The organism is Streptococcus oralis (assembly GCF_001983955.1).
Lineage (GTDB): Bacteria > Bacillota > Bacilli > Lactobacillales > Streptococcaceae > Streptococcus > Streptococcus jiangnanensis.
The window spans coordinates 1,537,016-1,549,569 of sequence record NZ_CP019562.1 but is presented as its reverse complement, the minus strand read 5'-3'; the positions used below and the strand labels follow the sequence as shown (position 1 = coordinate 1,549,569).

At 44.0% G+C, this 12,554-nt stretch carries 11 protein-coding genes, 1 riboswitch and 2 other annotated features; of the genes, 9 read left to right on the top strand and 2 right to left on the bottom strand.

Going from position 1 to position 12,554, the window contains the following annotated elements:
• Positions 1-80 precede the first annotated feature (80 nt).
• A riboswitch (purine riboswitch) is annotated at positions 81-176 on the bottom strand.
• A 133-nt stretch (positions 177-309) separates the two neighbouring features.
• Together BWR56_RS07475 and BWR56_RS07470 are read right to left on the bottom strand one after the other, a co-directional pair.
• A complete protein-coding gene (locus BWR56_RS07475; RefSeq protein ID WP_042902628.1) occupies positions 310-696 on the bottom strand; it encodes a bleomycin resistance protein in 387 nt (128 codons plus the stop codon).
• A gap of 11 nt (positions 697-707) precedes the next feature.
• Positions 708-1,535, bottom strand: coding sequence for an exodeoxyribonuclease III (locus BWR56_RS07470; protein WP_076984764.1), 828 nt, complete (start codon positions 1,533-1,535; stop codon positions 708-710).
• A gap of 133 nt (positions 1,536-1,668) precedes the next feature.
• Between BWR56_RS07470 and BWR56_RS07465 the strand changes: the two genes are divergently transcribed.
• From BWR56_RS07465 to BWR56_RS07420, 9 genes are all read left to right on the top strand, one after another.
• The gene (locus BWR56_RS07465; protein ID WP_000675318.1) at positions 1,669-2,124 is read left to right on the top strand and encodes a DUF3290 family protein; all 456 of its coding nucleotides are present in this window, start codon (positions 1,669-1,671) and stop codon (positions 2,122-2,124) included.
• Positions 2,121-2,756: a DUF421 domain-containing protein gene (locus BWR56_RS07460; protein WP_000174434.1), complete on the top strand. Its 636-nt coding sequence runs from the start codon at positions 2,121-2,123 to the stop codon at positions 2,754-2,756. Before BWR56_RS07465 ends, BWR56_RS07460 begins: the two co-directional genes overlap by 4 nt.
• Positions 2,757-2,962: 206 nt before the next feature.
• The gene (locus BWR56_RS07455) at positions 2,963-4,708 is read left to right on the top strand and encodes an ABC transporter ATP-binding protein (RefSeq protein ID WP_076984763.1); all 1,746 of its coding nucleotides are present in this window, start codon (positions 2,963-2,965) and stop codon (positions 4,706-4,708) included.
• Entirely contained in the window at positions 4,698-6,440 is a 1,743-nt protein-coding gene (locus BWR56_RS07450) for an ABC transporter ATP-binding protein (RefSeq protein ID WP_049505607.1), read from the top strand. The genes BWR56_RS07455 and BWR56_RS07450 overlap by 11 nt, the downstream gene beginning before the upstream one ends.
• A 183-nt stretch (positions 6,441-6,623) precedes the next feature.
• Positions 6,624-7,316 carry a sugar transferase gene (locus tag BWR56_RS07440; RefSeq protein ID WP_049505609.1) on the top strand — a complete coding sequence of 231 codons (693 nt, stop codon included), beginning with the start codon at positions 6,624-6,626 and terminating at the stop codon, positions 7,314-7,316.
• Between the two features lie 42 nt (positions 7,317-7,358).
• A complete protein-coding gene (locus tag BWR56_RS07435) occupies positions 7,359-8,585 on the top strand; it encodes a DegT/DnrJ/EryC1/StrS family aminotransferase (RefSeq protein ID WP_049505610.1) in 1,227 nt (408 codons plus the stop codon).
• A 42-nt stretch (positions 8,586-8,627) separates the two neighbouring features.
• Positions 8,628-8,852, top strand: a binding site (T-box leader).
• Positions 8,853-8,919: 67 nt separating this feature from the next.
• Entirely contained in the window at positions 8,920-10,098 is a 1,179-nt protein-coding gene (gene trpB / locus BWR56_RS07430) for a tryptophan synthase subunit beta (protein ID WP_000208439.1), read from the top strand.
• Positions 10,089-10,320: a binding site (T-box leader), on the top strand. Its footprint overlaps the gene before it by 10 nt.
• 304 nt (positions 10,321-10,624) lie before the next feature.
• On the top strand, positions 10,625-11,986 hold the full coding sequence (gene trpE, locus BWR56_RS07425) for an anthranilate synthase component I (protein WP_049505611.1): 1,362 nt from the start codon (positions 10,625-10,627) through the stop codon (positions 11,984-11,986).
• Positions 11,983-12,549, top strand: a complete 567-nt coding sequence (locus BWR56_RS07420) for an aminodeoxychorismate/anthranilate synthase component II (protein ID WP_076984761.1) — start codon at positions 11,983-11,985, stop codon at positions 12,547-12,549. Before trpE ends, BWR56_RS07420 begins: the two co-directional genes overlap by 4 nt.
• Positions 12,550-12,554 lie beyond the last annotated feature (5 nt).

Below are 12,554 nucleotides of genomic sequence, written 5' to 3'. Positions count from 1 at the left end.
GCGTGCTTTAACAAAAATATTCAAAAAGGACCTACTTAATCCCCTAAGTAAGTCCCCAAAATAGGTATGGCCAAAACCATACCTCCAGCTGACATACTCATTGTTAGGTGTTCCGGCACCTTGTAGAAACGTCGTGCCAATTCACGACATAAACAAGTAAAATGATATTCAATTTTAAATAGGCTGCTACCAATGTTTTTATTTTACACCAATTAGCTTTATAAATCAAATATTTTGTTAGTAAATAGATCATAAAAGCGAACGAATAAAAGGCTGCAACACTAGAAAGTATTGTAGCCTTTTATTCTTCTATTCGCTAAATCTTAAAAAATAACCATCAGGATCCAAGACTGCAAATTCGTGAGGATAGATGTAGTGATCCCCAACACGAAATGTTCTCTTAGTCAAAGGACGATAAATAGGATAGTCAGCTTCCAGCAGTTTTTGGTGGAGCTGAGGGACATCTTCAATACCAAAGGAAATATTGACACCGCGCCCGAAAGGATAGGTTAGTTGGGCTAATTCTTCTGTGCTGCCTTCTTCTAGCATAAGTTGGCAGTCTTCAAGCGAGAGGAAGAGAAATTTCTCCTCTGGACGCTCGTATTCGACAGAAAATCCCAGCAAGTCGCAGTAGAAGTGGCGTGACTTTTCGAGGTCAGATACTACAAATTCAGGAATGACAGCTTGATAGTCCATTAGCTTTCTCCTTAGAGTTCAATTTCCAATACAATCGGCGTATGGTCTTGACGCGCACCTGAGTCAATCATGTCAGACTTGGTCACCTTGTCAGCCACACGGTTGCTAGTGAGCCAGTAGTCGATTCTCCAGCCTGTATTGTTGATTTTAGAAGTCTTGCTGCGTTGCGCCCACCAAGTGTAGCGCTCTGGGACATCGCCGTGAAGATGACGGAAGGTGTCGGTAAATCCAGTTGCCAAGAGGTTGGTAAAGCCAGCACGTTCCTCGTCTGTAAATCCTGGTGAACGGCGGTTGCTGGCAGGATTTGCAAGGTCGATTTCCTTGTGAGCTACGTTGTAGTCTCCAGTCGCAAGGACTGGTTTTTCTTTGTCTAGTTGCGCCAAATACTCAGCATATTTGACGTCCCAGACTTGACGCTCTTCCAAGCGTTTGAGACCGTCGCCAGCGTTTGGAGTGTAAACTTGGGTCACGAAAAATGTATCAAATTCCAAGGTGATGATGCGGCCTTCCAAGTCCATGGTAGAAGGAGCACCGATTTCTGGGAAGCTAATCGTTGGTGTGAGTTCTTTCTTATAAAGGAACATGGTTCCAGCGTAGCCTTTGCGGGCAGGCTCTTGAGAGGAACGCCAAGTGTTTTCATAACCTGGGAAGAGTTCTTCTAAAATTTCCAAGTGTTTTTTAGTAGGACCCTTGGCAGAAAGCTTGGTTTCCTGGATAGCGATAATATCAGCATTTTCAGCTACCAAAGTTTGTAGGACTTCTTGGGACAATTTTGCACGAGCTGAGTCGCTCGTTAGGGCTGCATTGAGGGAATCAATATTCCATGAGATGAGTTTCATAAAGTTACCTTTTTCATTCAGATTACAGACTATATTATACCAAAAAAAGGCGCATTTCCCCAACGTATGGTTTGAAAAATCACCCTCTTTCGTTTATAATTAAGAATGATTTTATGAAAGGGAGTGAAAATACATGAAATTCTATTCTTATGACTATGTCCTCAGCCAAATCGGTCAGCAAAATGGCATCATGATTGCTTTAGGGATTGTCCTATTAGCTGTGACAGGATTTTTAGCTTTCAAGGCTTACCATGATAAAAAGGGCACCAAGTTTCGTGAGTTGGTCATGATTTCAGCTTTGACCTTATTAGCTCTCCTTTTGGTCAGCATCACGACTTATCAAAACAATCAAGTTTCTAACAATAAATTTCAAGCTTCACTTCATTTCATCGAGCTTGTTTCCAAAGAATTGGGAGTAGACAAGTCAGAGGTCTATGTCAATACTTCTGCGGACACGGATGGCGCACTTATCAAGGTGGGAGATCGCTATTATCGTGCCTTGAACGGAAGTGAGCCAGACAAGTACCTGCTAGAGAAAGTCGAATTGTATAAAACAGATGCAATTGAACTGGTGGAGGTGAACAAATGACACTCAATTATATCGAAATTTTAATCAAACTAGCCTTGGGTCTCTTTTCTCTGGTTTTCGTAATTAATGTGACCGGAAAGGGCAACCTAGCGCCTAACTCAGCAATAGATCAAATTCAGAACTATGTACTCGGGGGTATCATCGGTGGGGTGATTTACAATAGCGCTATCAGTATCCTTCAGTATGCAGTTATCTTGATCATGTGGACCATTCTGGTCTTGACTCTCAAATGGCTCAACAACAATGTTCACTTTGTGAAACGTTTGATTGATGGGAAGCCAACCCTGCTCATCAAAAATGGGAAGATTGACCCAGAAGCCTGTCGTTCAGTTGGTTTGTCTGCGGCAGATGTTGCTCTCAAACTTCGTAGCCAGGGAATTTTCCAAATGAAACAAGTCAAACGCGCTATGCAGGAGCAAAATGGTCAACTCATCGTAGTCCAAATGGGAGATGAGAATCCCAAGTATCCTGTTGTCACAGACGGTGTGATCCAAGTTGAAATTTTGGAGACCATTGGTCGGAGCGAAGAATGGCTGCTTGATAATCTCAGCAAACAAGGGTATGACAATGTGGCCAATATCTTTATCGCTGAGTATGACAAGGGTGTCGTCTCAGTCGTAACTTATGAATAAGAAAAACCTGAGGTCTTGTACTCTTCAAAAATCAAATTCAAACTGCGTCAACGTCGCCTTGCCGTATGTAGGTTACTGACTTCGTCAGTTCTATCTACAACCTCAAAGCAGTGCTTTGAGCAGCCTGCGGCTAGTTTCCTAGTTTGCTCTTTGATTTTCATTGAGTCTTGGCCTCAGGTTTCCATTTGTCATTAGAAAGGGATTTTATGTCCATTATTCAAAAACTCTGGTGGTTTTTCAAGTTAGAAAAGCGCCGTTATCTAGTCGGGATTGTGGCCTTGGTCTTGGTTTCCGTCCTCAACCTTATTCCCCCCATGGTCATGGGGCGGGTCATTGATGCCATTACATCAGGGCGATTAACTCAGCAGGACCTGCTTCTTAATCTATTTTATCTACTGCTGGCAGCCTTTGGGATGTACTATCTGCGCTATGTTTGGCGCATGTATATCCTTGGAACTTCCTATCGTTTGGGGCAGATTATGCGGTCTCGATTGTTTGAGCATTTTACTAAAATGTCGCCAGCCTTTTATCAGACCTATAGGACGGGGGACTTGATGGCACACGCCACCAATGATATCAATGCCCTAACTCGTCTCGCAGGTGGCGGAGTCATGTCAGCAGTGGATGCTTCTATCACGGCACTGGTGACTTTGCTGACTATGCTTTTTAGTATTTCCTGGCAGATGACTCTGGTTGCTATTTTGCCCCTGCCTTTCATGGCTTATGCGACCAGTCGTCTAGGGAGAAAGACCCACAAGGCCTTTGGCGAATCTCAAGCTGCCTTTTCTGAACTCAATAACAAGGTACAGGAGTCTGTATCAGGTATCAAGGTGACCAAGTCTTTCGGTTATCAGGCGGATGAGTTGAAGTCCTTTCAAGCGGTCAATGAATTGACCTTCCAAAAGAATCTCCAAACCATGAAATACGATAGTCTCTTTGACCCCATGGTTCTCTTGTTTGTTGGTTCATCCTATGTTTTAACCCTCTTGGTCGGTTCCTTAATGGTGCAGGAGGGGCAGATCACTGTTGGAAATCTGGTTACCTTTATCAGCTACTTGGATATGCTGGTCTGGCCTCTTATGGCTATTGGTTTCCTCTTTAATATTACTCAGCGAGGAAAGGTTTCTTACCAGCGGATTGAAAATCTTTTGTCTCAGGAATCACCTGTACAAGATCCTGAATTTCCTCTGGACGGTATTGAAAATGGACGTTTGGAGTACGCCATTGACAGCTTTGCCTTTGAAAATGAGGAAACACTGACGGATATTCACTTTAGTTTAGAAAAAGGGCAAACTCTGGGCTTGGTCGGTCAGACAGGCTCTGGGAAAACGTCCTTGATTAAGCTCCTCTTGCGTGAATACGATGTGGATAAGGGAGCTATTTATCTAAACGGTCACGATATTCGGGATTATCGTCTGACAGACCTTCGTGGTCTCATGGGATATGTCCCTCAGGACCAGTTCCTCTTTGCGACCTCTATCTTAGACAATATCCGCTTCGGCAATCCTAATTTGCCCCTTTCAGCGGTCGAGGAAGCGACTAAACTAGCTCAAGTTTACCAAGATATTGTAGACATGCCTCAAGGATTTGATACGTTGATCGGTGAAAAAGGAGTTAGTCTATCAGGTGGTCAAAAGCAACGTCTGGCTATGAGTCGGGCGATGATTTTAGACCCTGACATCTTGATTTTAGATGATTCCTTGTCTGCCGTGGATGCCAAGACAGAGTATGCGATTATTGACAATCTCAAGGAGACGCGAAAGGACAAGACAACCATTATTACGGCTCATCGCCTCAGTGCAGTCGTCCATGCAGATCTAATCTTGGTTCTGCAAAATGGTCAAATTATCGAACGGGGCAGGCACGATGACTTGCTAGCCCTGGATGGCTGGTATGCCCAAACTTACCAGTCTCAGCAGTTGGAAATGAAAGGAGAAGAAGATGCAGAATAAGAAAGAACAATGGGCTGTATTGAAGCGCTTGATGTCCTATCTCAAGCCCTATGGCCTCCTGACCTTTTTGGCACTCAGTTTTCTCCTCGCGACGACGGTCATTAAAAGTGTCATTCCCCTTGTAGCTTCCCACTTTATCGACCAGTACCTCAGCAATCTCAATCAGTTTGCTATTACAGTTTTATTAGCCTACTATGGCCTCTATATCCTACAAACTCTGGTCCAGTATGTCGGAAATCTTCTCTTTGCGCGGGTGTCCTACAGTATTGTCAGAGATATTCGTCGCGATGCCTTTGCCAATATGGAGAAACTCGGCATGTCTTATTTTGACAAGACGCCAGCAGGCTCCATCGTTTCTCGTTTGACCAATGATACCGAGACCATCAGTGATATGTTTTCAGGGATTTTATCCAGCTTTATTTCAGCAGTTTTCATCTTTCTGACAACTCTGTATACCATGTTGGTGCTGGATTTTCGTTTGACAGCTTTAGTCTTGCTCTTTCTACCCTTGATTTTTCTGTTGGTCAATCTCTACCGGAAAAAGTCAGTGAAAATCATCGAGAAAACCAGAAGTCTCTTGTCAGATATCAATAGTAAGCTGGCAGAGAATATCGAGGGGATCAGGATTATCCAGGCCTTTAATCAAGAGAAGCGCCTGCAGGCAGAATTTGATGAAATCAACCAAGAACACTTGGTCTATGCCAACCGTTCTGTAGCCTTGGATGCCCTCTTTTTGCGCCCTGCCATGAGTTTGCTGAAACTCCTAGGCTACGCCGTTTTGATGGCCTACTTTGGTTACCGTGGTCTTTCTATCGGAATAACGGCCGGAACCATGTATGCCTTTATCCAGTATATCAACCGCCTTTTTGATCCCCTAATTGAGGTGACGCAAAACTTTTCAATCCTTCAAACGTCCATGGTATCTGCAGGCCGTGTCTTTGCCTTGATTGACGAGACGACCTATGAGCCTCTTCAAGAAGATGGGCAAGCCAAAGTCCAAGAAGGCAATATTCGTTTTGAACATGTGTGTTTCTCTTATGATGGCAAACATCCGATTCTGGATGACATTTCCTTTTCAGTTAAGAAGGGTGAAACCATTGCCTTTGTAGGTCATACAGGTTCCGGGAAATCTTCCATTATCAATGTCCTCATGCGCTTTTATGAATTTCAGTCAGGCCGCGTTCTCTTGGATGATGTGGATATCCGAAACTACAGTCAGGAAGAACTGAGAAAAAACATCGGTTTGGTCTTACAGGATCCCTTCCTCTATCACGGGACTATCAAGTCCAATATCGCCATGTACCAAGACATTAGTGATGAAGAGGTCCAGGCTGCGGCTGCCTTTGTGGATGCAGATTCCTTTATTCAGGACCTTCCGCAGGGTTATGATGCCCCTGTTTCCGAGCGTGGTTCGAGCTTTTCTACTGGACAGCGCCGGCTTCTTGCCTTTGCCAGAACTGTCGCCAGTCAGCCTAAAATCCTGATTTTGGATGAAGCGACAGCCAATATTGACTCTGAAACAGAAAGTTTGGTTCAAGATTCCCTAGCTAAGATGAGACAGGGACGGACAACCATTGCCATTGCTCATCGCCTTTCGACCATCCAGGACGCCAACTGTATTTATGTCTTGGATAAGGGGCGCATCATCGAGAGTGGAACCCATGAGGAACTCTTGGACTTGGGAGGAACCTATCACAAGATGTATAGCTTGCAGGCAGGGGCCATGTCCTAATACTCTTTGAAAACCTCTTCAAACCAGGTCAGCTTTATCTGGAACCTCAAAGCTGTACTTTGATTTTCATTGAGCACCAGAAGGAAATCCTTCAAATTACAGATTTCTTGCACTGCCTTTTCCATTTTGTGGTATAATGAGAAATGTTGACAAATAGTATAATAAAAACAAAGGAGAAACAGCATGCTGAAATGGGAAGACTTGCCCGTGGAAATGCAATCAAGCGAGGTTGAGTCTTATTACCAGCTTGTCTCTAAAAGGAAGGGTTCGCTGATTTTCAAGCGTTGCCTGGACTGGGTTCTGGCCCTGTTTTTGCTAGTTTTGACTTCTCCCGTCTTTCTTATCTTGAGCATTTGGATCAAGTTGGATAGCAAGGGACCTGTCATTTACAAGCAAGAGCGCGTGACCCAGTACAACCGTCCGTTCAAGATTTGGAAGTTCCGTACTATGGTAACGGATGCGGATAAAAAAGGAAGTCTGGTGACTTCAGCTAACGATAGCCGTATTACCAAAGTGGGAAATTTCATTCGCCGTGTGCGTTTGGACGAACTACCTCAGCTGGTCAATGTCCTTAAAGGTGAGATGTCCTTTGTCGGCACACGACCTGAAGTGCCACGTTACACCGAGCAATATAGCCCTGAAATGATGGCGACCTTGCTCTTGCCAGCAGGAATCACCTCTCCAGCCAGTATCAACTACAAGGATGAGGACACGATCATCAGTCAGATGACAGAGAAAGGTCTGTCGGTTGACCAGGCCTATGTAGAGCACGTCCTCCCTGAAAAGATGCGCTATAACCTCGCCTATCTCCGAGAGTTTAGTTTCCTTGGAGACATCAAAATCATGTTTCAAACCGTGTTTGAAGTGCTAAAATAAAGTAGTCATGAGAAAATGAGTACAGATAAAAGGAGCAAATCAATGCCAAATTACAATATTCCATTTTCACCTCCCGATATTACCGAAGCTGAAATTGCTGAAGTAGCGGATACCCTTCGTTCTGGTTGGATCACAACAGGTCCTAAGACAAAAGAACTGGAGCGTCGCTTGTCCCAATACACACAGACACCTAAGACAGTCTGCCTCAACTCTGCGACAGCCGCTCTTGAGTTGATTTTGCGTGTGTTGGAAGTGGGACCTGGGGATGAAGTCATCGTTCCAGCTATGACTTATACAGCTTCATGTAGTGTGATCACTCACGTAGGAGCGACCCCTGTCATGGTGGATATTCAAGCAGATACTTTTGAAATGGACTATGACTTGCTTGAGCAAGCCATCACTGAAAAGACTAAGGTGATTATTCCGGTTGAGCTTGCAGGGATTGTTTGCGACTATGACCGTTTGTTCCAAGTCGTGGAGAAGAAACGGGATCTCTTTACAGCTGCTAGCAAGTGGCAAAAAGCCTTTAACCGTATCGTGATTGTCTCTGATAGTGCCCATGCTTTAGGATCTACTTACAAAGGGCAGCCAGCTGGTTCTATCGCTGACTTTACTTCCTTCTCATTCCACGCCGTTAAAAACTTTACAACTGCTGAGGGAGGAAGTGCCACTTGGAAGGCCAATCCAGCTATTGACGACGAAGAGATGTATAAGGAATTCCAAATTCTTTCCCTTCATGGTCAAACAAAGGATGCCCTTGCCAAGATGCAACTGGGTTCATGGGAATACGATATCGTTACACCGGCCTACAAGTGCAATATGACGGATATCATGGCTTCGATTGGTTTGGTACAATTGGACCGTTACCCAGCTTTGCTACAACGTCGTAAGGACATCGTGGACCGCTATGATCGTGGTTTTGCGGGTACTCGTATTCACCCACTGGCACACAAGACTGATACTGTCGAATCTTCACGCCACCTCTACATCACCCATGTTGAAGGTGCTAGCCTAGAAGAGCGTAACCTCATCATCCAAGAATTAGCCAAAGCAGGAATTGCAAGTAATGTACACTACAAACCGCTTCCTCTTTTGACAGCCTATAAGAATCTTGGCTTTGATATGGCAGATTATCCAAGAGCCTATGCCTTCTTTGAAAACGAAATTACCCTCCCTCTTCACACTAAATTAAGCGATGAAGAAGTAGACTATATCGTTAAGACTTTGGTGAGAATTTCTGAAGAAATCCTCGGTTCTGGAAAAAAATAATAAAAAATCTTGACAAAAAGCGGACAATAGCATATAATATTCTCAACAAATCAGAAAAGTAACTATGTTTGATCTTCAGGGAGCCTGTGGTGATTGTGAACAGGTGGTTGGAAGTAGTGAAAGTGGGCTGATTTTAAAAATGAATTTGAAACAATGAAAATTCGGTGCGCACACCTTACAGTGCAACTTGTTGTTAGACAAGGTAGAGATGTAAAGGGAATAGTCCCTTTATAATTGAGGTGGCACCGCGTTACCAACGCCCTCACATGGAAGTGGATTCTGTGTGTGGGCTTTTTTCATATCTTTAAATTAATACTGAAAGAGGAAAAATTTTATGACAACTAAAGGATATTTTGGACAATTTGGTGGTAGTTTTGTACCGGAGCCGATTCAGGCTTTGTTGGATGAGTTAGAAGTGACATTTGATAAATACAAGGATGATCCAGAGTTTTTGGCAGAATTTCGTCATTACTTAAAAGACTATTCCGGTCGCGAAACACCGCTTTATTTTGCGGAAAGTTTGACAGACCACCTAGGTGGAGCTAAGATTTATCTCAAGCGCGAAGACCTTAATCACCTTGGTTCTCACAAGCTCAACAACGTTTTAGGGCAAATTCTTCTTGCCAAACGTATGGGCAAAAAACGAGTGATTGCAGAAACAGGAGCTGGTCAGCACGGTGTTGCGACAGCGGCTGCTGCAGCCAAGTTTGGTATGGCCTGTGATGTCTACATGGGGGCAGAAGATGTGGAGCGTCAACGTCTCAATGTTTTCCGTATGGAGATGATGGGAGCGACTGTTCACGCAGTTGAAACGGGGACACGAACTCTTAAGGATGCGGTCGATGCAGCCTTTGGAGCATGGATGAATGACCTTGAAGCCTTCTACGTTTTGGGATCTGCTGTAGGCCCTCATCCTTATCCTACAATTGTTCATGAATTCCAAAAGGTCATCAGTGAAGAATCTCGCCGTCAAATCTTAGAAAAAGAAGGCCGTTTACCAGACTATGTCATTGCCTGTGTAGGTGGTGGTTCGAATGCTATCGGTGCTTTTTCACAGTATGTGGCTGATGAAGAAGTCAAATTGGTTGGGGTCGAAGCTGCTGGTCATGGACTTGATACAGACAAGCACGCAGCTACTATGACAAAAGGTAGTATCGGAATTGTCGACGGCATGAAGACCTATGCAGTCTTTAAGGAAGATGGAGAGCTGGCGCCAGTTTACTCTATCTCAGCTGGTTTGGACTATCCAGGGGTTGGCCCAGAACACGCCTACTTTAAAGATTCAGGCCGCGTAGAATACGTAGCAGCGACAGACGAAGAAGCTGTTCAAGCCTTGCTCCTTCTCAGCAAGACAGAAGGGATTATCCCAGCGATCGAAAGTTCGCATGCTATCGCAGAAGCGGTTAAACGTGCACCGAAACTAAGTAAAGATGACATTATCATCATCAATGTCTCTGGTCGTGGAGACAAGGACGTAGCTGCGATTGCAGACTACCTAGAAGCTAAAAAATAATAGATGGAAAAATTACAGTCTTTTCTCTCACAGAGAGCTTGTGGTTGCTGGAAGCAAGCAGAGAAAGCTGTAAGGTTGGGTCCATTTGAAACGAGAGAAGAAAACATAATTCTCAAGGGAGTGCCCTTTATCGCACAGCCTGTTACAGGAAGGTTCTGAGACAGGAATGAGAGATAGGGGAAATCCTATAATTGAGGTGGCACCGCGAATTTCGTCCTCACGCAAGTTATTTTGCGTGGGGATTTTTATATATTTATCGTAGATATGGTCATCAGTTTTAAATTATGCTTCATCATTAGATAGATTTCTATAAAATATTTGCTAACGAAGTGAGCATTGACCCGCTATTTCCCGCTATAGTGGTATTCTAGAGAAGCAAAGATGCTTCTCTAGAACGGAATTTTTGAGACCTAAGTCTCGAAAATTAGGGATGAAATTTCGGAGAAAGTTGCTCCCGTCCGCACTATTTAAGGGAAATAGAAAAAAGACCAAAAATTAAAAATAAGAAATTGAAAGGGAAATTGCAATGGAACGAATCATTCATGGAGATGTCTTATCACCAATCTTGGCTTATATGCGCCTAAAGGGGCAACACAAGGTGATCTTAGAGAGTATTCCGAGAGACAAGGAAACCGCTCGTTTTTCTATCCTAGCCTATAATCCGGTTTTTGAGATTAAGTTTGAAAATGGAGTCCTTTATCAAAATGGTCAAGTGATTGATCGGGATCCCTTGGATTACCTTTATGAAGTAACTCATAAGAGCCAGCATCATTCAGACCTACCTTTTGGTGGGGGAGCTATTGGCTTTGTCGGTTACGATATGATTTCGCTCTATGAAGAAATCGGTCAAATCCCTGAAGATACCATTGGGACGCCAGACATGCATTTCTTTGTCTATGAGAGTTATGTGGTCTTTGACCATAAGAAGGAAAAAATCCATGTCATCGAAGATGCTCTTTACAGCGAGCGTAGTCAAGAAGATTTGCAAGAAGCCTTGAACCAAGTGCTTGAGGAATTACGCATTCCTGCTTCAAATGAATTTGAAGACTTGGATTTATCTCCGCTAGACTTCAAACTGCATATCGCTCCTCAGAAGTTTGAGCAAATGGTCGAAACAGCTCGTGGCTTGATTCGTAATGGTGATATGTTCCAATGTGTGCTCAGTCAACGCTTCTCAGCAGAAGTTACTGGAAATCCATTTGACTTCTACAGAAATCTCCGCGTGACCAATCCATCTAATTACCTCTATTTCTATGACTTTGGGGATTATCAAATCATCGGTGCCAGTCCAGAAAGTTTGGTTTCAGTTAAAAATGGCATCGTGACAACCAATCCGATTGCCGGTACACGGCCAAGAGGGGCTACGGATGAAGAGGACAAGGCCTTGGCGACAGACCTGCTTTCTGATGAGAAGGAAACAGCAGAACATCGAATGTTAGTAGACTTGGGGCGTAACGATATCGGTAGAATTGCTGAAACGGCAAGTGTCCAAGTCACCAAGTATATGGAAGTGGAGCTCTTCCGCTATGTCATGCATTTGACCAGCGTGGTCAAGGGACGTTTGCTTCCAGAACTCACTGCCATGGATGCCTTGAAAGCTACACTTCCAGCTGGAACAGTTTCAGGAGCACCAAAGATTCGGGCCATGAGACGGATCTATGAACTGGAGACGGAAAAACGAGGCGTATACGCAGGAGCAATCGGCTACTTGTCTGCGACGGGCGATATGGATTTCGCCATTGCCATCCGAACTATGATTCTCAAGAATCAAACAGCCTATGTGCAGGCTGGGGCAGGGATTGTCTATGACTCTATTGCCCAAAACGAATACCAAGAAACCATTAACAAGGCTAAATCTATGACTAGAATTGGAGAACTAAGACCATGATTTTATTGATTGATAACTATGATTCTTTTACCTATAACTTGGCGCAGTACATTGGGAATTTTGCAGAAGTGCAGGTCTTGAGAAATGATGATCCCAAGCTGTATGAAGAAGCTGAAAAAGCAGATGGTCTGGTCTTTTCTCCCGGTCCTGGTTGGCCGGTTGATGCTGGAAAGATGGAAGATATGATTCGTGACTTTGCAGGTAAGAAGCCGATTCTAGGGATTTGTTTGGGTCACCAAGCTATCGCAGAAGTCTTTGGTGGGAAGCTAGGCTTGGCTCCAAAAGTCATGCATGGGAAACAGAGCAATATCAGCTTTGAAGCGCCATCTGTACTCTATCAAGGCATTGAGGATGGTCGTCCAGTCATGCGTTATCACAGTATTTTGATTGAAGAAATGCCTGAAGACTTTGAAGTGACAGCTCGTTCGACTGATGACCAGACCATTATGGGAATTCAACACAAAACCCTTCCAATTTATGGCTTCCAGTACCATCCAGAGAGTATCGGAACGCCAGACGGCTTGTCTTCTATTCGAAATTTTATCGAGAAGGTTGTAAAGTGAGGAAA